At 34.1% G+C, this 21,846-nt stretch carries 17 protein-coding genes and 1 pseudogene; all 18 read left to right on the plus strand.

From position 1 onward, the window contains the following. Positions 1-16: 16 nt before the first annotated feature. The 18 genes and pseudogenes from HMPREF1654_RS07035 (at position 17) to HMPREF1654_RS07125 (ending at position 21,846) form a co-directional block, all read left to right on the plus strand. Positions 17-412, plus strand: a complete 396-nt coding sequence (locus tag HMPREF1654_RS07035) for a single-stranded DNA-binding protein (protein WP_003075951.1) — start codon at positions 17-19, stop codon at positions 410-412. Positions 413-628: 216 nt separating this feature from the next. Continuing rightward, on the plus strand, positions 629-1,615 hold the full coding sequence (locus HMPREF1654_RS07040; protein WP_003075756.1) for a sugar ABC transporter substrate-binding protein: 987 nt from the start codon (positions 629-631) through the stop codon (positions 1,613-1,615). Continuing rightward, positions 1,615-2,928 (plus strand): sensor histidine kinase, encoded by a 1,314-nt coding sequence (locus tag HMPREF1654_RS07045; protein ID WP_003075992.1) that lies wholly within the window; start codon positions 1,615-1,617, stop codon positions 2,926-2,928. The genes HMPREF1654_RS07040 and HMPREF1654_RS07045 overlap by 1 nt, the downstream gene beginning before the upstream one ends. Further along, on the plus strand, positions 2,921-3,604 hold the full coding sequence (locus tag HMPREF1654_RS07050; RefSeq protein ID WP_003076096.1) for a response regulator transcription factor: 684 nt from the start codon (positions 2,921-2,923) through the stop codon (positions 3,602-3,604). Before HMPREF1654_RS07045 ends, HMPREF1654_RS07050 begins: the two co-directional genes overlap by 8 nt. Beyond that, positions 3,601-4,887 (plus strand): ABC transporter substrate-binding protein, encoded by a 1,287-nt coding sequence (locus HMPREF1654_RS07055; protein WP_003075758.1) that lies wholly within the window; start codon positions 3,601-3,603, stop codon positions 4,885-4,887. Before HMPREF1654_RS07050 ends, HMPREF1654_RS07055 begins: the two co-directional genes overlap by 4 nt. A 247-nt stretch (positions 4,888-5,134) precedes the next feature. Beyond that, a complete protein-coding gene (locus HMPREF1654_RS07060) occupies positions 5,135-5,572 on the plus strand; it encodes a PTS sugar transporter subunit IIA (protein WP_003075885.1) in 438 nt (145 codons plus the stop codon). 23 nt (positions 5,573-5,595) lie between these two features. Continuing rightward, positions 5,596-6,090 carry a PTS sugar transporter subunit IIB gene (locus HMPREF1654_RS07065; protein ID WP_003074092.1) on the plus strand — a complete coding sequence of 165 codons (495 nt, stop codon included), beginning with the start codon at positions 5,596-5,598 and terminating at the stop codon, positions 6,088-6,090. 32 nt (positions 6,091-6,122) lie between these two features. Next, a complete protein-coding gene (locus HMPREF1654_RS07070) occupies positions 6,123-6,971 on the plus strand; it encodes a PTS mannose/fructose/sorbose/N-acetylgalactosamine transporter subunit IIC (RefSeq protein ID WP_003074095.1) in 849 nt (282 codons plus the stop codon). A 1-nt stretch (position 6,972) separates the two neighbouring features. After that, positions 6,973-7,803, plus strand: a complete 831-nt coding sequence (locus HMPREF1654_RS07075) for a PTS system mannose/fructose/sorbose family transporter subunit IID (protein WP_003074096.1) — start codon at positions 6,973-6,975, stop codon at positions 7,801-7,803. 13 nt (positions 7,804-7,816) lie between these two features. Further along, positions 7,817-8,107: a hypothetical protein gene (locus tag HMPREF1654_RS07080; protein WP_003074098.1), complete on the plus strand. Its 291-nt coding sequence runs from the start codon at positions 7,817-7,819 to the stop codon at positions 8,105-8,107. 144 nt (positions 8,108-8,251) lie between these two features. After that, complete coding sequence (gene groES / locus HMPREF1654_RS07085) at positions 8,252-8,533, plus strand: co-chaperone GroES (protein ID WP_003074100.1); 282 nt, start codon at positions 8,252-8,254, stop codon at positions 8,531-8,533. Positions 8,534-8,565: 32 nt separating this feature from the next. Beyond that, positions 8,566-10,188, plus strand: coding sequence for a chaperonin GroEL (gene groL, locus HMPREF1654_RS07090; RefSeq protein ID WP_003075930.1), 1,623 nt, complete (start codon positions 8,566-8,568; stop codon positions 10,186-10,188). Between the two features lie 381 nt (positions 10,189-10,569). After that, the gene (locus HMPREF1654_RS07095) at positions 10,570-11,337 is read left to right on the plus strand and encodes an epoxyqueuosine reductase QueH (RefSeq protein WP_003075988.1); all 768 of its coding nucleotides are present in this window, start codon (positions 10,570-10,572) and stop codon (positions 11,335-11,337) included. Positions 11,338-11,491: 154 nt separating this feature from the next. Further along, positions 11,492-11,804, plus strand: a pseudogene (locus HMPREF1654_RS09845) (hypothetical protein). A gap of 1,262 nt (positions 11,805-13,066) precedes the next feature. After that, positions 13,067-13,543 (plus strand): RrF2 family transcriptional regulator, encoded by a 477-nt coding sequence (locus HMPREF1654_RS07110; RefSeq protein WP_003074111.1) that lies wholly within the window; start codon positions 13,067-13,069, stop codon positions 13,541-13,543. Between the two features lie 169 nt (positions 13,544-13,712). Beyond that, entirely contained in the window at positions 13,713-16,853 is a 3,141-nt protein-coding gene (locus tag HMPREF1654_RS07115; RefSeq protein WP_003076216.1) for a non-ribosomal peptide synthetase, read from the plus strand. A gap of 27 nt (positions 16,854-16,880) precedes the next feature. Next, positions 16,881-18,671 (plus strand): condensation domain-containing protein, encoded by a 1,791-nt coding sequence (locus HMPREF1654_RS07120; RefSeq protein ID WP_003076140.1) that lies wholly within the window; start codon positions 16,881-16,883, stop codon positions 18,669-18,671. Continuing rightward, entirely contained in the window at positions 18,664-21,846 is a 3,183-nt protein-coding gene (locus HMPREF1654_RS07125; RefSeq protein ID WP_003075888.1) for a non-ribosomal peptide synthetase, read from the plus strand. Before HMPREF1654_RS07120 ends, HMPREF1654_RS07125 begins: the two co-directional genes overlap by 8 nt.

A 21,846-nucleotide genomic window follows, 5' to 3' on the forward strand; every position in this document is an offset into this window, starting at 1 on the left:
TTAGGAGGAAAAGAAAATGTATAATAAAGTAATTTTAATTGGTCGCTTGGTTAATACACCAGAGGTAAATAAAACAGCTAATGATAAATCTGTGGTACGTGCAACACTTGCCATCAACCGTCGCTATAAAGGGCAAAATGGCGAACGAGAAGCAGATTTTGTAAATGTCGTTGTTTGGGGAAAGTTAGCTGAAACCTTAACAAGTTATGCAACAAAAGGAAGTTTAATATCTCTTGATGGAGAACTTCGTACCCGCCGCTATGAGAAAGACGGTGTGACACATTATGTAACGGAAGTGCTTTGCAATGGCTTCCAGCTATTAGAAAGTCGTGCCCAACGAGCGCTTCGTGAAAATAATACAGGCGCAGATTTAGCAGATTTGGTTTTGGAAGAAGAAGAATTACCGTTTTAAGAACAATAAGAGGACTGGATCAAAATCCAGCCTCTTTTTTTATGGTATTTACATACTATAATTAATGAACCATGTAGATGGGGAAATAGTCTATTTTTATGCTTTTTTAGTTTCATTTTTCTTAGGTGGAATTTTCCTTTTTTGTATAAATATAATATAATAAACCTAGATGAAACAGAGTTTTCTATTTCAGATCGGTGCTAATAAGGAGGAAAAATGGGAACAGGTGAAGGGAAAAACCAATGGCATTATTATCGCAACTGTCTATTATTTTCATTATTTTTCCTTGTGTTGGCTAGTTTAGTTTTCCTTTATGTAAAAGGAAATTCATCAGACAGTAGACAAGTCAAAATAGGTGCGACTTATATGACGATGAATAATGATTTTTATAAAACTTTGAATGCTGAAATCGAGAAAAAGACTAATCAACAGGGAAGCCGGCTTTATGTCCGAGATCCAGAATTAGACGAAGGAAAGCAAAGTCAACAAATTGATTATTTTATTCAAGAAAAAGTAGATGTTATTGTTATAAATCCAGTTAAGAGTGACAGTCCACAGATTCTGACTTCTTTAAATAAGGCCAGAAAAGCGGGAATAAAGATTATTGTCGTGGATGCTCCTATTAGCAAAGATGCTAAAGTTGATACCACCATTGTGTCAGATAATTATCAAGCTGGTGTGTTGATAGCTAAAGACATGATGAAACGATTGGCAAGTGCGAATATTTTGCTGTTGGAACACCATAACGCCGTGTCTGCTATGGATCGAATCCAAGGTTTTTTAGATACAATTAAGGGACACTCTACTTATCAGGTAGTATCTGAACGAGAAACATTAGGGCAAACAGAAGAAAGTATGCCTCAAGTAAAAAAGGCGCTAGATGAAGGAATACAATTTAATGTTGTGATGTCCTTAAATGATCGTGCTGCTATTGGTGCGCTTGCAGCCATAAAAGATCAAGGTGTGACGAAGAAGATTACTATCTATGGTGTGGATGGATCGCCTGATATTAAGAACTTCTTAGCCAATACCAATGATATTCAAGGGACAGTTGCCCAGTCTCCACTTCAAATGGGTAGAAAGGTGATGGAAGTGATTGAGCGCATGATGAATCATCAATCCTATAAAAAGGAGTATCTCATTCCCGTTCAGTTGGTCAATAAAGATAATATCGGTCAATATACCATTACAGGGTGGCAATAATGAGACGAAATAAAAGTATTTTTTATAGCAAAATTTCTTTAATGATTATCAATTTTATTGCCATTGTTTATAATGCCTCTATTTATCTCTTTGCTACAAATTACGTGGTGGCCAAAGGTTATGCTCATTCACTGCTAGGACGTTTAGATGCTATTCCGGGATCGCCCAGTTTTAGCTTTTGGATGGCGATTGCTTTTTATGCTTGCTTATTATTGGTCTTTTATTATCGTGAGAAACATCCAAACCAGCTATCCGTTTATGATAAAGTGACGATTATTGAAATTTTGTTGATGTTAGTCATCTTTTCTGTTCTGCACTCTTCTTACAATGGTCTGATTCTTTTGGTTTTTGCCGATATTTTTTACGGCTCTAAGGAATTTAATACCTCAAAAGATCGAAAATACTGGTTTTCCTTTATTATTTTAAGTTTTAGTATCTTGCTCTTGTCTAACTATGACTTGATGTCGCTTTTTGTTAAATTACCTTCATTAGATACTTATATTCGCTTTTGTCCAGAGTCTATTCGTATGGCGCTTCTTTTTGGGAAAAACTTTCTTTTTTCACTGAATCTAGTTGTCTTTATGATTTCTTTGTTGTTTTATATTTTATCTGCAATGACAGAGAAACACCATATTGAAGAAGAATTGCAGATGGCGGCACAAGCGAATCGCGAGCTGAATAGTTATTTAGCCTTATCTGAGAAAATTGCTGAAGATCGTGAAAGAAAGAGGATTGCAAGAGAAATTCATGATACTTTAGGACATGCTTTGACCGGAATTTCAGCTGGGATTGATGCGGTTAAAGTATTAGTGGATATTGATAAAGACCGTGCGAAAGAACAATTGCAAAATGTTTCTGTAGTTGTACGAGATGGCATCCGTGATGTGCGAGGTTCACTCAATAAAATGCGGCCGGGTGCTTTAGAAAATAATAGCTTAAAGGAAGCGTTGCTCAAAATTATTCGAGAATATGAAGCCATTTCTAATTTGGAAACCCATTTTCGCTACGAATGGGATACGATTGATTTGGATGTTGCAAAAGAAGATATTGTCTTTCGGGTGATTCAAGAGTCCATTACCAATTCGGTACGGCATGGGCATGCCAAAACGGTTTGGATTGAGTTGTTAGAAGAAGAGAATTATATCATGACTATACAAGATGACGGAGTTGGTTTTGACGAGCTTCACTATGGTTATGGTCTAAAGCAAATGCAGGAACGTCTAGCGATCATTGGTGGTAGTGTCCATTTTGAAAATCGTAATGGCTTTTATACCTATATTGAAATTCCGAAAATAGGAGGAAAGAATGATTAAAGTTTTAATTGCAGATGATCAGGCCTTGATTCGTGAGTCTTTACAGATTGTTTTATCAGCACATCCAGATATTGAAGTAGTGGGAACAGTCGGAGATGGCAAAGAAGTGCTTGACAAACTGCATTATGTACACCCTGATGTGATTTTGATGGACATTCGAATGCCTGTTATGGACGGTGTTCTCTGTACAAAGGCAGTCAAAGAACACTATCCAGATATCAAAATTATTATTCTAACAACTTTTGATGACGATGATTTCATTTTTTCTGCTTTAAAATATGGTGCTTCTGGCTATATTTTAAAAGGAGTCTCTACTGAAGAATTATACCAAGCTATCCAAACAGTTTACAAAGGCGGAGCTATGATTAATCCGAACATTGCTACCAAAGTATTTAAAATCTTTTCGCAAATGGCCCAATCCAATTTTGTTATTTCTGTTGCAGAAGAAAATGTAGAAGATATGAGTCAGACTGAGTGGAAGATTATTCAACAAATTGGTTTTGGAGTTTCAAACAAGGAAATTGCAGCGAAGTTGTTCTTATCTGAAGGGACTATACGGAATTATTTATCCGGCATTTTATCAAAGCTAAACTTACGTGACCGCACGCAATTAGCAATATGGGCTGTGCAGACAGGCGTTACCCAGCGTGATTTTAATAAGGACAATGACAAATGAAGTGGCGATTTCGATATCTGGTAATTTTAATCTCAAGCCTTCTTCTAGTGGCTCTGGGCTTTGTTTTATGGACATCTACTCAGAAGAAAATTTTGCGAATCGGAGTTTATGCTGGTAGTAGCTGGGATGTCCCAAATAGCCGTGAAAATAGAATATTAGACAATGTTATTCGACAATTTGAAAAGTCACATCCGCAAGTTAGAGTGGTCTATGAGAGTGGCATTCCTAAGAAAGATTATGATGGCTGGCTAGCTGAAAAAATTTTAAAAGGTGAACAGCCAGATGTGTTTATGGTTCCTGAAAATGATTTTTCGATGTTAGCGGCTTCTGGTGCCTTCAAATCCTTAGATTCTTTGCTCAGTAAAAAAGACGTTGCAGCTTACTATCCGGTTTCTTACCAAGCAGGACTATATCAAGGGCATAGCTATGCTTTACCGATTGAAAGCAATCCTGTTATGATGTGTGTTAATAAAGATCTGCTGGAAAAAGAAGGCATTTCAATTCCTGATTCGAATTGGACATTAGAAGACTTGTATGCTATTTGTCAAAAAGTCACAAAAGACACAAATGGCGACGGTTTGATTGATCAATATGGTATTACGGATTATACTTGGAAACAAGCTTTGGTAGCTTACAATGGTCATTTGAGAAATAAAAGTGGAATGAATGTCGATAGCGCAGAAATGCATCAAGCATTATCTTTTATCAGCAAATTAACTTCATTAAATCAACGGTATAAGGTAACATCAAATGATTTTGATGAAGGCAAGGTGGCTTTTTATCCTATGAGTTTGGCGCAATATCGGACTTATAAACCTTATCCTTATCATGTAGCGAAGTATTCTAGATTTTCTTGGACTTGTATTCCCATGCCAGCTGCTAAATCAGGTATTCCTGCAACACAAGTGAAGACGTCTCTTTTGGCCATGTCTTCAAAGACGAAACAGGATAAATTAGCTTGGGAATTTATGAAGTTATTGGGTCAAAATCAAAAAAATCAGCAGGAATTATTTGAAAAGTCGCAGGGGACATCAGTCTTGTTATCAGTTGTTAAAAGCAGTCAGACGAAAAAGATTTTACAAGCAGATGATTTTGGCCTGAATTCACTGACTTCTCAAAGATTGGATCATATGATGAAACATTCTGTCTTAGATATTAGTCGAGAGGTGGATTATCACTCTCTGGAACGCATTGATCACTTACTTGAAAATGCTCTCAAGAACAATGAAATCGACAGCCGCTTGCCAAGTATTCAAAGAGAAATGGAAGAAACAGGCAAATAGAAGTTTAACAGTATTAAAAAGAAAATAGCTAAGTGAGTATTGAACTGCGCCCCAAAAGTTAGACGCAAAAATCTAACTTTTGGGGCGCAGTTTAGCTCAAAGTTGGCTATTTTTTTATTTTTGAAAATCTAGATGACAAATGTCATATTTTAACTAACAAATGTCATCTCCACAAAGTGACATTTGACAATATGAAACCGATTCCAGCTTTAGTAAAATAAAGACAGGAAATGAAGGAGGAAAGAACATGAAATATCTGGTACTAGTCAGTCATGGTGGGCTAGCAGAAGGTGTACAAAGCTCTTTGAAGATGTTTGCTGGTGATAAGACAGATCAAGTCATTGCAGTAGGATTAAAAGAAGGCAAGTCTGTTGATGATTTTGCTCTTGATTTTCGGCAAGCATTATCCGGTCTTAGTGTAGAAGATACGGTTTTGGTATTAGCAGATATTGTCGGAGGAAGCCCTTTGACAACAGCTTGCAATGTTTTAGCAGAACTCGATAAGTTAAGCACCGCAGTCGTACTTGGTGGTCTTAATTTGACAATGGGGCTCACGGGCTTAGTAATGAAAGATATGTTGGAAGGGAAAGAACTGGTTAAGGCTATTCTTTCAGAAGCTTCTGCGGCACTACAAGAATTTGAAATTGTTGCTAATAGCGACGAAGAGGATGAAGACGATATTTAAGAAAGAAAAAAAGGAGACTTATCATGACTATTTCATTTGTACGGATTGATGACCGTATGATTCACGGTCAAACGGTAACCCGTTGGGCAAAAGAATATCCTTGTGACGGTTTAGTTGCGGTCAATAATGCTGCAGCAGGAAATGCAGTTTTGAAACAAGCCTATAAAGCAGCTTCTGATAAAAAAACATTCGTTTGGACAAAAGAAGCATTTAAAGAAAAATCACAAAAAGTCTTGGATTCTGACAGTCGTTATTTCTTGATTGCTAAAAATCCAATTGATATGAAAGAAATATTAGTTGACCAAGGCTTTGTTCCTAGTGATATCAAAGAAATTATTGTTGGTCCAGCTAATGACCGTCCAGGTGCTACTAAATTAGGTAACAACCAATCCATTACACAAGAGGAAGCCGAAGCACTTGAAGCTATTCAAAAAGCTGGTTATAAAGTAAAATTCCAACTCTTGCCAGATGTATCTATCGGTTATTGGGATGATTTTAAATCTAAATTTGGTTTTTAATAAAATATAATAAGCATTAAGGAGGCTTTATTATGACAATTTCGTGGTTTCAAGCCGCTTTATTAGGGCTGTTTGCCTGTTTATCATCTATGCCTGGTCTAGGTGGTACCTCCATTGGGAACTATACTCTTGGACGTCCTCTTGTCGGTGGTCTCGTTTCAGGTTTAATCCTAGGAGATGTGAAATTAGGTATTATCTGTGGGGTTGCGATGCAACTTGTTTATATCGCCTTGGTAACACCTGGTGGTACCGTTTCAGCAGATGTGCGCGCAGTTTCTTACATCGGTATTCCACTCGCTATGGTAGCAATTAAATCACAAGGATTGGCGCTCACTTCAGCAGATGCTGCTAACTTAGCTAAATCAATGGGGACACTTGTAGGTACCGTGGGTACAGTTCTTTTCTATGGTACAGCTACTATGAACCTACTTTGGCAACATATTGGTTGGAAAGCCGTTGAAAAAGGTGAATTTAAACGCTTATATGTGGTAGACTGGGGCTTTCCATGGATTTCCCATTTAGTATTCTCATTCTTGCCAACGCTTATTATGTGTAAATTAGGTGCTGATGCTGTTACTGCTTTAAAAACAGCTCTTCCATTGGATGGTATTCCAATGAAAACCCTCTTTACGGTCGGCTCTCTTCTTCCATGTGTCGGAATTGCTATCCTCTTGAAACAAATCGTTGAAAAAGCTGTTGATTTCATTCCATTCTTTGTTGGATTTACTTTAGCAGCTTCATTAGGACTTAACCTTGTATCTTGTGCAGTCATTTCATTAATCTTTGCAGTATTATTCTATGAAATTCAAATGGCAAAAAATGTAAGAGCACAAGCGGCTGCCAGTGCAAGTTTTGATGATGACGATGAGGAGGATATTTAAAATGGTTAAATTAACGAAAAAAACATTAGGAAAATCTTTTCATCATTGGTATTATGGGAACTTAACTTGCTTCTCACAAGAACACATGCAAACATTTGGTTATTTGTCTTCAATGTTGCCAATTGTGGAAGAATTATATTCTAAAAAAGAAGATCAAGCAAAAGCAATGCACACCTATACCGCATTCTTTAACACGGAGCCGCAATTAGGTGCATTGATTGTAGGGATTACAGCAGGTTTAGAAGAAGCACGTGCGAATGGGGCTGATGGAGTAGATGATGAAACAATCAACGGTCTTCGTGCTGGTCTTATGGGACCTGTTGCAGGAATTGGTGATTCACTGATTGTTGGTACCTTGATTCCGATTATACTAGGTATTGCTCTCGGTTTGTCAAATGGTGGTTCGCCACTTGGTGCGATTTTCTATATCGTGGTTTGGAACTTGCTCGCCTACTTTGGTATGAAATTCGCCTACTTTAAAGGGTACGAACTAGGAGATAAAGCAGTTGAATTTCTTGTAGGCCCTCAAGGACAAGCTATCCGTAAGTCTGTGTCTATCATTGGTGGTATGGTCATCGGTGCGGTTGCAGCGACATGGGTACCTGTTAAGACAGCTTTCAAATTGAAAGATTCTTCAGGGAAAGCCTTCTTGGTTTTACAAAGCCAATTAGACGGTGTTTATCCAGGTTTATTGACAGCTTTGTTTATCGTCTTTTGCTGGTGGTTGATGGCGAAGAAAAATCTCTCACCAATCAAAGTGATGTTGCTTCTCGTTGTAGTGGCCTTTCTCGGTGTATTGGTTGGCTTCTTCAACCCAGGATTGAAATACTAAATAGGAGAAAAATATGACAGAACAAGAATTGATTCAAGGATATGAAACGGAAATTCAATACCAAAAACACATGATTGAAAATCTAGGGCGTTGGTTTAGTCTCTTCTTTACTATTGCTAGTATCGGTCTTGTTCTGGTTTATTTCTTCCGTCAGACCAATTTTATTGCCTTTATTGCTGGAACGATCCTAGCGGTCCTAGGGATTCTAGCAATGCTTGTCTTTGGTTATGGTATTTATAAAGGACGATTGAATCTTAAAAAAGTTATTGACGATTTTGAAGAAAAATTAAGATTGATCCAATAAAAACTTATTTGCTTTCCCCCTAAAAACTTTGTCGTTTGACAGAGTTTTTTTCTTGACTATTTCTGACCAAGTGATACAATAGAAAATGTAAATATTAGCACTCACATGTATAGAGTGCTAAAGTAAGATATTGGAGGTAAATAAATGCTTAAACCATTAGGAGACCGTGTGGTCTTAGAAGTAGAAGAAAAAGAACAAAAAGTTGGTGGCTTTGTCATTGCAGGTGCAGGACAAGACGCAACAAAGACAGCGAAAGTTGTAGCTGTCGGTGAAGGAATTCGTACTCTCAACGGTGAACTCGTTGCTCCAAGCGTGAAAGCTGGTGATACTGTTCTCGTTGAAAGCCATGTAGGAACGGAAGTCAAAGATGGCGAAGAAAAATACCTCGTTGTCAATGAAGTAAATATCCTAGCGATTGTTGAATAAATTAAACATTTATAGAAAGAGGAATTGTAAAAATGGCAAAAGATATTAAATTTTCAGCAGATGCAAGAAGTGCTATGGTACGTGGTGTCGATATTTTAGCAGATACCGTTAAAGTAACCTTAGGACCTAAAGGACGCAATGTTGTTCTTGAGAAATCATTTGGCTCACCCCTCATCACAAATGACGGTGTGACTATTGCCAAAGAAATTGAACTCGAAGATCATTTTGAAAATATGGGCGCTAAGTTGGTGTCAGAAGTTGCTTCAAAAACTAATGATATCGCTGGTGACGGAACAACTACTGCGACTGTCTTGACCCAAGCCATTGTCCGCGAAGGAATCAAAAATGTAACGGCTGGTGCAAACCCAATTGGCATTCGTCGTGGTATTGAAACAGCTGTTGCAACAGCTGTTGAAGCTTTAAAAGCAAATTCTGTTCCAGTTTCTAATAAAGAAGCGATTGCACAAGTTGCTGCTGTCTCATCACGTTCTGAAAAAGTCGGAGAATACATCTCTGAAGCCATGGAAAAAGTTGGCAACGACGGTGTCATCACTATTGAAGAATCAAAAGGAATGGACACAGAGCTAGATGTTGTTGAAGGTATGCAGTTTGACCGTGGCTATCTTTCTCAATACATGGTAACAGACAATGAAAAAATGGTTGCTGATTTAGATAATCCATATATCTTGATTACAGATAAGAAGATTTCTAATATCCAAGAAATTCTTCCTTTGTTGGAAAATATTTTAAAAACAAGTCGTCCGCTTTTGATTATTGCAGATGATGTAGATGGTGAAGCTCTTCCAACTCTTGTGTTGAACAAAATCCGTGGTACTTTCAATGTAGTCGCTGTGAAAGCGCCAGGATTCGGTGACCGTCGTAAGGCGATGCTAGAAGATATTGCGATTTTGACTGGCGGTACAGTGATTACAGAAGATCTTGGTCTGGAATTGAAAGATGCAACCATTGAAGCACTTGGACAAGCCTCAAAAGTAACTGTGGATAAAGACAGCACCGTTATCGTTGAAGGCTCTGGTGATGCTGAAGCGATTGCTAACCGCGTTGCTGTCATTAAATCGCAAATTGAAAGTGTTACATCTGAATTTGACAAAGAAAAACTACAAGAACGTTTGGCGAAATTATCAGGTGGTGTGGCTGTCATCAAAGTAGGTGCTGCAACAGAAACAGAACTCAAAGAAATGAAACTTCGCATTGAAGATGCCCTTAATGCAACTCGTGCCGCTGTTGAAGAAGGAATTGTCTCAGGTGGTGGAACAGCCTTTGTGAATGTTTTAGATGCAGTTGCTGCTCTTGAACTGGAGGCTGATGAAGCAACAGGTCGCAATATTGTGCTTCGTGCTTTGGAAGAACCAGTTCGTCAAATCGCTCTCAATGCAGGATTTGAAGGCTCGATCGTCATTGACCGTTTGAAAAACTCTGAAGTTGGTACAGGATTTAATGCTGCAACTGGCGAATGGGTTAACATGATTGAAGCAGGGATCATTGACCCAGTCAAAGTCACTCGTTCTGCCCTTCAAAATGCTGCGTCAGTAGCTAGCCTTATTTTAACAACAGAAGCAGTTGTTGCTAGCCAACCAGAACCAGCTAGCCCAGCTCCCGCAATGGATCCAAGCATGATGGGCGGGATGATGTAATTTAAGATATAGAGAGTTTAATGAGTAAAATGAGCTAGAAAATCAACGAATTATTTGATGGATAAGAGAAGATTTATTTTTCTCATGCAGCTCTTAACGATGTTTAATGTTGCACGAGATTGCTTTTCTGTTGAAGCGCAAGCGTGCTTTTGAATGATATAAAAAGCGAAGTGAGTGTGGATTCGATAAATCCAAACTCACTTTTTTAAAAGTTTTTAGCTGGGGTACATGTACGATCAATACAAAGAGAGCCAAAAAGAATCAGAACTTTATTTTTCTTGCTTGATAAATTAGTGCTGTTTGAAAAAGTTATTCTCTTTCGTCTATTTGTCTTCACTTCTTTTCTGTGGTAAAATAGTCTTACATTTCAAGGAGAAAACGATGATTGATGTTGAAGAAATTCTGAGTAAAATGAATCCCAATCAAAAAATAAACTATGATCGTGTCATGCAGCAAATGGTCAAAGTTTGGGAAGCAAATCAGAAGCGTCCTACGATTTTGATGCATACCTGTTGTGCACCATGTTCGACCTATACTCTGGAGTATTTGACCCAGTATGCGGATGTGACCGTTTATTTTGCTAATTCAAATATTCACCCTAAGGCAGAATATCAGCGCCGTGCCTATGTTGTACAAAAATTTGTTCACGATTTCAATGAAAAGACTGGTAATCATGTTCAATACTTAGAAGCTCCCTATGAGCCACAGGAATTTTTCCGGACAGTACACGGCTTAGAAGAAGAGCCAGAAGGTGGCGATCGTTGTAAAGTTTGCTATGATTATCGCTTGGATAAGACAGCGCAAGTGGCTGTTGATTTGGGATTTGACTATTTTGGAAGCGCCTTGACAATCAGTCCTCATAAAAATTCGCAGACAATCAATAGCGTTGGAATTGAAGTACAGAAAGTTTACGCAACGCAGTATCTTCCGAGTGATTTCAAGAAAAATCAGGGTTATAAGCGCTCGGTTGAAATGTGTGAGGAGTACGACATTTATCGGCAATGTTATTGTGGTTGTGTATTTGCAGCACAGGTACAAGGAATTGATTTAGTTCAGACTAAAAAAGATGCAGTAGCCTTTTTGAAAGGGAAAGATTTAGAAAAAGACTATTCGCATATTAAATTTACCGTTACCAACAGAGAGTCTTAAAATAACCTTGTATAGGAGTCTGTCGTACATCTTCTTATAAGGTTATTTTTGTTTATACATTTAGAAGTTGTATATCTTGACGTCATCAATATATTGTGGTTCAATTAGGCCTGATACTCTGATATTGGATAGAATTTGGAGGTATAGGAAAATAGTGATTATTTTAGCGGGTATGATTGGAATGGGGAAGACGACCTACACTTATCGATTAGCCGAGGAATTGGGAACGCAACCATTTTTTGAACCTGTAGAAGAAAACTCTATATGAGCAACCAAATGAAGAAAATGGACTAGCTGACGACTATCAACTGCTTTATAAGCATTATCAAAATTGGTATGAGGATTACAATTACAGTCCTAAAATGAGAATTGCAACGGATGATTTAGATATTGCAAATCTAAATGACTGGAATCATGTATACCAACAAATTCAACAAAAAATGAAAACGATTGGGCTTAAGAAATAAGCTCTTTATTCTTAAGCAATAATTCCAATGGTAATTTTCCTCTCCCTAATTCTAGGACATGTTTATACTGATTGTAGTATACGTTTTTTTAAGCTATGGACTCGCGTAGAGGTTTTTATCGTCCAATCCTTTTATTGGTAAATGGCAGAATAATGGAAGTGATCTATGAGTTTTTTTTGTTGCACCTTATTTTGCATCTTATCATGTTAATAGAGGCTTCTGAGCATACGTTAGAGGGAAAGATTGACGCAGAATTTAATCGGATTCGATTGTTAAAATACAAAAGTGGGGCAAATTGCGTTAAGAACAATGAAAAAAGCCTATATGATAGGCTTTCTGTATGGAAATTATTATGCCCCCTACATATAAAACTATTATAATGACATTTTTTATGGTGTTGCTTTATTTATAACTTTAGGGGAACAAGGATGAATAAGATATGAAATATGATGATATAATTTATAACATAATCGGACATAAATCGAACAATCTACTAAATATAATTTCCTTTTGAGAAAGTATATGTTCTATGATATATAATTAATAAAAGGGATTAGATTCGGCTTTGCTTAAAAAATTGAAAGAAATAATTCAATGCTAATTGTGTATTAAACTATCTTTAATTTTAAAATATAACAATGGTAAGTGTGCTTAACAGTTATTTAAAAGGACTACAAAACGGAGAATTACTTTGGAATAATTTGAAATTTTTAACAACTAAAGTTATACTTAAGACAAAAGTTAAAATAGACATAGAGCCAGTGCAATATTTTTCTAAGGAACTAGTAGTTACGAATAAGTTGAACACACTAGCTAGAAATAAGAAAAGTGTGAAAATAATTATTTTAATATTCAATAATAGTTTATGGCAAGATAGTTTGATCACTTTCCCATAAGTTAAATATGTTATACCACAAAAAAACCATAGAACAAAAAATAGCAAATTATAAATGCGGATTTGTTTAGGAATAATCGTGTAGTAGCCGCCCCAAATAAATTGTCCAAAAGGTGCTCCTAGAAATAAAGCATAGTGTAAAGCGGCATTGATAAAAAAATTTATTGAGCATAGTAAAGAGAGTATTTTAGTCATTCATTTATTCTCCTTTAATAATTGACGATGGTAAAATTGTCTTTATTATTATATAATGATGTCATGAATTTTTGTTTAAAATGTGTATCTGCTAATTATAACAATTACGTGATACACGGTATTCTAAAATTCTAATACAAAGTATTTAAGCAGTCAATAGAAGAGGTAACAAATGTCATATTCAAATTCTTTTTTTCAAGCAATAGAAATAGTTATTTTTATTAGTTTAGCATCTCAGAAAGATAATAAAAAATATGTTTCGGTGAAATTAATTTCTGAAAGTTTAGGGTTTTCTTATTCTACAACTGTAAAAATTATTAATAAATTAAAGTCTGAAAATTTAATTAGTACAAAAGAAGGAATTGGTGGAGGCATTTCACTCGTAAGGGGACTATCTGAGATTACTATGTTAGATATTTTTGAAGCTGTTGAAAAAAATAATCCACTATTTAAAATACAATATAATACTAATTTACTTGGGAAACCCATTAAGAGGATTGAGGATAATATTAGAAATAGATTGGCCGATTCAGAGAAAATGTTGAAAGTATTTCTCTCTCATGTTTACGTACAGGATCTAGTAGGTGAAGAAAGCCAAAAGATTATTTGTAATGAAAATGTAACTTTAGCTAATAATTTGAATAGGTGAGTAAGTGATTGCGCTTACTTACCTATTTTATTTTGTTTTGTATGAATTTATATTTATAATTTTCCTTAGCAATTTATATACAAACTCACATATATATGGAAAAAGGTGTTGACAACTAAACATAAAAGGTATATAGTTTGATTAGAAATATAATTTTATAGGAGGCTATATGAGTACTGTTGAAAATGCATATCCTTTAAGTGAGTTGCAAAAAGGCATGGTTTTTTATACGGAAAAAGAAGATGGACTCTATCATGATGTTTTTATATATTCTTTTTCAGGGAAATATGATTTTAATTTGATTAAAAAAGCTTTTCAAATGTTGATGGATGAAAATCCAGTATTGAGAACTTCGTTTAGAATAGGAGATTTATCAGAGCCTATCCAATTGGTGCATAAAAAAGTTGCAGTATCAATAACAGAATTTATAAATTTTGAGGATCAGTTATTAGAAAACGATATTAATGATTACGTATCTGACAGACAACACCTATCATTTGAATGGGAGCTTCCGCCTTTGTGGCAAGTCGGGGTATTTAAAAATCAAAACAATGATAAGTTTAGTATTTGTTTGGATTTCCATCACTCTATTTTAGATGGGTGGAGTGTAGCGACACTTATGCAGACATTCTGCGAATATTATTTTAAAGAACTAGGTGGAGAAGCTAGTAATATATTGATAGATAAGGGTAGTGCCAAAGGAACTTATGCAGATTTTATTAAATTAGAGAGATCTGCTAGTGATGATGAAACTCATCAAAAGTTTTGGAAAAATGAAGTTGAAGATAGTAACTTAGTGTCACCTTACGGGGTAAGTCAAAGCAAAAATATTAATATTAAAATTTATGACCAATCAAAAAAACTTAATAGTGATGATACTGCCTCTTTATATCAATTAAGCAATCAGTTAAAAGTTCCGTTGAAAAATATTTGTTTGAGTGTACATCTAAAAGTTTTGTCAATGCTTTCCAATGAAAAAAAGATTACTACAGGCATTGTGGCAAATGGGCGGCCGGAGATAGGTGGAGAATCTATTTTGGGGTTGTTTTTGAATACACTTCCTTTTACAGTAGAAATCCCAGATTCTAAAAATTGGTCAGACTTTATTTTAAGTAATTTTGAAAAAGAAAAAAAAATTCTGCCATATAGGCGCTATCCCCTTTCTACAATGTTGAGTGACAATAATAAGGATGCAATATTCTACACAGCTTTTAATTATGTTGATTTTCATGCTTATAAATCTGATACACTGAATAATAGATTCTTTTCGCTTAATGATCTTAGGGTAACAGAAAAAACGAATTTTTCTTTTTCAGCTCAATTTGTTAATAATTCCTTAGAAAATAAGTTAGGTATCACAATTACATATAATTCAGAACAATTCAGTAATGAACAAATTAATGAGGCTTTAGATTTATATCTAGCAACTTTTAAAATTGTTTTGAATTATTTGAACCATCCAGTAAGCGACAATCGTCTAATTCTTTTGGAAGATTCGAAGTGGTCTGCTGAATTGATGGGGGAGATTGATAATAATGATTTATTATCAATTTTAGAAAGATTTGATTATATTGTTCAAAATCATGGAGAAAAAGTAGCAATAAAGGAAGAGAGTCAATCTTATACCTACAATCAACTTGATGAGCATTCTAATTTTCTTGCGTATTCATTACAAAGCAAAATGTTGGTGAGTAAGCAGAGCAAGGTAGGTGTATATTTAGATCGGAGTTTTGAATTAATTAGTTCAATACTAGCTATTTGGAAGTTAGGCGCAGTATATGTTCCGATGGATAGAAAGTTTCCAATTAAGCGTATTGAACATATTATTAATGATTCCTCAATAGACTGTATAATAGCTAGGGATGAAAAGGATATTAAAAATTTACTAGTCAATACCCCTGTAGTTAGCTTGGACGTACTAAAAGAAGATGGAGTAGCAATTGAACAAAATATTACTCCAAAAATTGTTGAACAAAATGATATTGCATATATCATATATACATCTGGTACAACCGGTGTTCCAAAAGGAGTATGTATTTCTCATCAAGGTATATCGAATTTAATTAAAAATTACGATTATTTTGCTGAGGATAAAGTGTTAATGACTTTTAATATTGCTTTTGATGGTTGCCTTTTTGATATCTTAATCTCTCTTTCAAGTGGCTCTTGTCTGTGCGTACCATTAACTCAAAGTTTATTGGCTGAAAATTTAAAGAGTAATATTGAGTACTATGGTATTTCTGTTTTAACCACGACTCCTTCTATCCTTTCGAGTGTAAAGCTGCAAGAATTTAAAACACTACGAATGGTTAGTGTAGCTGGAGAAAAATGTCCTTTTAATTTAGCAAAAAATTGGTCAAGGTTTTATGAATTTAGAAATTTATATGGCCCATCAGAGGGGACCATCAGTACATCAGAATTTAATTGTTCTTCTGAGATAGAGATTGATCAACCTTTTGAAGTCCCAATTGGGAAACCGATTAAAAATGTTAATATAACAATTGTTGATGATTTACTGCAACCTCTTCCTAAGAATGTAATTGGTGAAATAGCAATATCAGGACAAAACTTGGCTTTAGGATATACCTCACAGAAAGAGACTGATAAAAAGTTTAAGACTTTCTTAACTTGCTCTAAGCAAAATCAGGAAAAAAGAGTTTATCTAAGCGGAGATAAAGGGAAGATTACAGGGGCAAATATTACATATTTTTATGGTAGGGTGGATAGCCAGATTAAGGTAAATGGAATTAGGATAGAGGTTTCAGAAATCAAAAGCATTTTAGAAAAATTTCCTAATGTGGAGACGGCTCATGTTATAAAAGGCAAAAAAGAAAATAGAGAATATATATCAGCTTATCTAGTATTAGAAAATAAGCAATTAGATCTTGAGGAAAATTTGGTAGATAAGCTAAGTGATTTTCTAAAACAATACGTACCTCTTTATATGGTTCCAGAAGAGTTCTATATTTTAGAGGTAACGCCCACTAATGATAATGGTAAACTAAGTGTTCATGAACTAAATAAAAATGCTATAAAATTACATAAAAGCAACCAAAAAATGACTCTTCCGAGAAATGAGACGGAACAATATGTATTTGATACTTTGTGCCAGCTTTTAGGATCAAGTGGCATAAGTATCTATAGTAATATTTTTGAAATGGGCTGTAATTCTCTAACAGTTTTAGAACTGACTAAAAAAATTAACTTAAAATATTCCATCCAATTGTCAATTCAGAAAATTTTTGAAAATCCAACTATTGAGAAGATTGCTATCGAAATATTAAAACAATTAATTATAGAAAGATCTTAAAAATTTGTAATAATGGAGGAATAAAAATTGGATATAGACATTGAAAACTTGGATCCTATAGAAAGAGAAAAAATACTTAAAGGATTGTTAGAATTAACAAAGCCTTCAAAAAAAATTCAAACAATTCTTCAGAATGATCAAGAAAGGTTTGATATTTATCCATTATCAGATGTACAAAAATCGTATTGGGTGGAAAATAAAGGAGTCTTGAAGTTTAACCATCGTTTAAGTAATATATATGTTTGCTTGAGTTTTGATAAAACTGGTTTTATTTTTCCTAAAATGTTAAAAGTGAGACTAGAGAAATCTGTGAATTTACTGATTCAAAATCATGATATTCTTAGAACGAAAATTATAAAGGATTTTAAACAACAAACTAGTAATGAAAATTTAAAATTTAGAGTAGAGCTTAAAAAATATTCAAAAAGTCTACGGAATGAGAGTATTCTTGAGAGTCAAAAACAGTCTTTAATTAATAATCATATTGACTATGATGAATGGCCGTTGCTAAAAATTATTGTTACGCAATGGAAAGATAGTACAAATGTTCAGATGGCAATTAGTCCGCTGTTGATGGATGGTGATGGAGTAGCTATATTTTTAACTCAGTTGTTTCAGAATGCTCTTAGATTTAAAAATAAACATATTTATGATACTGGATTAACATATAGAGATTATGTAATTCATTGTGAAAAGCAAAAAGGAACAACTGATTATTTATATGCTAAAGAGAAGAAACTAGCGAGGTTAGAAAATTTACCTCCTGCTCCAAATTTACCATTAAAAAATAGAAGAAGTATAAGAAGCTTCGAAAATCAACGTTTTAAAATTGATAAATTCACATTGTTAACGGCACAAGAATGGGAAGAATTCCAAGAATTAATCGCAAAAAAGAAAGTAACTGTACCAGCTGTTCTTCTGACTATGTTTGCAGATGCAGTATCAAAGTGGGTTGGTAGTCCCAGATATTATTTAGGGATGATAAATACCTATCATTTGCCGGAATTAGAGAGTTCAAACTGCTCTATATTAGGTAACTTCAATACGGTTGATTTTATAGAATTTGATTCAGAAATTGCTACCTTTTATGAAAGAGTTCTCGATATCTCTAAGCAATTTGCGTTTAATTATGACAATGGTAGATATAGTGGATTTGAAGAAATTCGTAAATTGAGAGTTGATAGACAACTAGGAGCAGAAGTAACTTTTCCAGTTGGATTTAATTGTACGGTGAATATTGCACATCCTTCGAAAACTGATGTGCTGAAACCAGATACTATTTTAATGAAGTTCGGAGAGAAATATTTACCAAGTTTAAAAATGGAGGAATTAAACATATATACGACTCAATTCCCATTTATTCCAACAATTGAGAAGGGTGATAGCGGGGAATTGAACTGTAAATTTGCAAGATACCTAGAATATTTTCAAGATGGAGTCCTCGAAGATATTTTAAGACGTTTCAAACAAAATATTAAGCTTATTTTAAATGATGAAAATTATTGGTGTTATTCGACAAAGGAAACTTTTAAAACTATTGCTAGTAGCAACTTTGTTGAGGTGGAATCTCAAAACTACAGAAAAGAAATTTTGAAGAAATTAAAGAAGATTCATTTTGATATTGTTGGTTATAAATCTGAAAATCTTGAAAGTTTATACTTTTTTGGAATGTATTCTATACAAATTTTGAGATTTTGTTCGGAAATAAATAAAGAATTTGATGAGTCCTTTACCCCAGATGATCTATTATTGTTTGGAGAGACGGTAAATGATTTAGTAGAATATATCGCTTATAAGAAAGGAATTAATAATGGTTGAAAATTTTCCATTAACTAATGCTCAAAGAAATATTTGGAATATCCAAAAGGTTAACCCTGGTTTAGCAGTTTCAAATTTAGGCGGAGTGGGGCTCTTTCATTTTGATTATAATTTTAAGTTTATGTCAAAGGTTCTGAATCAAATTATTTTTGAAAACGATAATTTTTGGCTAAGATTTTCTGATTTAGATGGGGAACCTTACCAATATTTTATAGAGCATAATCAATTTGATAACTTTGAGGAATTAGATTTTACAGGTTATTCAAATGAATATATCAACGCATATTTTACTGAACAGAGCAAGAAAATTCAACAATTGGAAAATTCAAAACTCTATAATTTTTGTATATTTAAACATGGAAACGGTAAAATGGGAGTGTTTGCTGTAGTAAATCACTTGATATTTGATGCATGGTCTTTTCCCTTGATTGTTGATCAAATTATTGATAAATATACTAAACTTTTAAAAGGTGAGACAATTATTAATACGGAGTGTCAATCATATAGAGTCTATCTAGAATCCCTTGATTTGAAGAAAATAGAAGATAAAAATGAAAAAGGGAGAGCATATTTTAAACAGCTTTATTCAGAGGATTTTGTGTTATCAGAATTGAGTAATATCCCAATTAATCGTGATGATATTATTGGAGATAGGGTCTTTTTTAATCTTACTGATTCGGAAAGTCAAACAGTGACAGAATTCTGTAATAATTCTAAACTGTCACTGGCAGTATTATTTGAATCGGCTCTATTTATTTATTTATCAAAAATTAGTAGGCAAAACTCACCTATTACAATCGGTTTGCCAACTCTAAATAGGAAGGGGAAGGAAAGACAAATTCTTGGTATGTTTATTGGCATGCTTCCAATGACGATAGATATTCAACAGGCCCAAGATACGTTACAAGATTTATTTAAGGCAGTGCAAGATCAGCATAAAATATTGTTTAAATATCAAAGTTATAGTCTAAGTGATATTATGGGATTTTTATCTGCATCCCAAGGTTTTGACTCGGGTATGTTTGATGTTATGTTTAATTATCAAAATGGCAAAAGTGAATCTGCTTCGAAATATCATGTAAAAACTAGATATTATTCAAATGGGACTTCAGAAGTTCCATTGGTAATGATGGTTAATGAGAGAGATGGTGAAACGATTGAAATTTCTTATGATTATCAGATAAATAACCTCTCTTTAGAAGAAATTGAAGCTTTCCATGCTAGAATACTTCATATTGTAAAACAAATTATAGATAATTCACAACAAAAAATTAAAGATATAACTATTGTTCCTGATAATGAATTAGAAAAAATCAATGCCTTTTCTAAAGGGATTTCAGAGGATATTGGAACTCAATATGTTTCGCAACTTTTTGAAGAAGTTACAAAATTGCACCCCAATAAAGTGGCATCAAAGGATTCCACAGGAACTTTGACTTATAAAGAACTTGATGATAAATCTAATCAGTTTGCTCGTTATTTGTTAGAACATGGCTTACAAAAAGGTGATAGGATTTGTGTTAATCTCAATAATGATTTGACTTTAATGATTGTTTTCTGGGGAATATTAAAATCAGGTGGAGTCTATGTTCCTGTTGATATCGAATATCCTTTAGAAAGAACAAAATATATAATTAGTAATTCACAATCTAAATTTTATATTGCTAATAACATAAATAGCGAAATTAGAGAGGGAAGTGATAATGTTATTCTCATAGATATAAAAGATTTGTTGGGAGAGTTGGTTTTGTATTCAACAGAGTCTTTAAATATCAGATTTAGAGCAGATGATTCGGCATATATTTTGTATACCTCTGGAACTACAGGAAATCCTAAAGGAGTTGAGAATACACACGCTGGTATTTTAAACAGAATTTTATGGATGAAGGAACAATTAAAATTTACAGCGAATGATAGGATATTGCAAAAGACATCTATAAGTTTTGATGTTTCAGTTTGGGAGTTAATACTACCACATGTAATTGGAGCTGTACAAATCCTTTGTGATTTAGGGACAGCAAAAGATACAGACTATTTGAAGAAATTGATTATTACTGAAGAAGTTACATGTGCACATTTTGTCCCAAGTTTATTAAACGTTTTTCTTGAAGATAGTGTACGAACTAACTTGCAAAAAATTGTATGTAGTGGTGAGCAACTACAATACGAGACTGTCAAAGCTGCTTTGATGGAAAATCCAGGGGTTCAAATTTATAATTTATACGGGCCGACTGAAGCAGCCATAGATGTTACATGCTATACTTTGGATGAGAATTCTTTATCAAGTAGTATTATTCCTATTGGGAAACCTGTGTATAACACAGAGATTCGTATTGTTAATAAAGAAATGAAAGATTTACCTATTGGAGTTGCAGGAGAATTAGTGATATATGGAATTCAAGTAGCTAAAGGATACTTTGGTAATGAACATTTAACTCAGGCTGTATTTGGAATAGATCCGGCGCGAGATGGGATGAGATATTATAAAACAGGTGATATTGCTTATTGGAATAGGTTAGGGCAGCTTATATTTATTGGGAGGGAAGATGGACAAATAAAAATAAATGGTACTAGAATAGAGATTGGAGAAATTGAATCACAATTATTGAAGTTGGAAGGTATATCTGATGTTTCAGTAGTCAGTAAAGTTGTAAATGATAAAGAGTTACTAGTTGCATTTTATACAGGGGAAAAAGAATTGTCTAATATAGAACTTAGAACTTCATTATTAAATACTCTGCCAAGAAAATGGGTGCCTTCTATATTTAAAAAGATTGAACAGATGCCGTTGAGTAATAGCGGAAAAACAGACATCAAAAAATTAAAGTCTTATTCTATAAAATTGCCGATATCAAAAAACTCTAAGCCAAAATCAAAACTAGAATCTGATGTACTTGAACTGGTGAGAAAAATACTTGGGGTGGAAAATTTAGATGTTAAATCAGATCTTTTTGCAAATGGACTTGATTCTATAAAATCTATAAGAGTTATTTCAGAATTATCTAAATTAGGTTATCATACTGACATTGAAAAATTATATCAGTATGTAACTGTGGATGAGTTAGTAGAAAAAGGACTGACCAAAATTCATCAGGAAACAAGAACTAAAGAGTTTGAGCTATTGAAAAAAGAAGACATGGATATGTTGTTTAATAAGAATAGGAGCGAAGAATAA

It is taken from the genome of Streptococcus intermedius SK54 = ATCC 27335, from assembly GCF_000413475.1.
In the GTDB taxonomy this organism is placed as follows: Bacteria; Bacillota; Bacilli; order Lactobacillales; family Streptococcaceae; genus Streptococcus; species Streptococcus intermedius.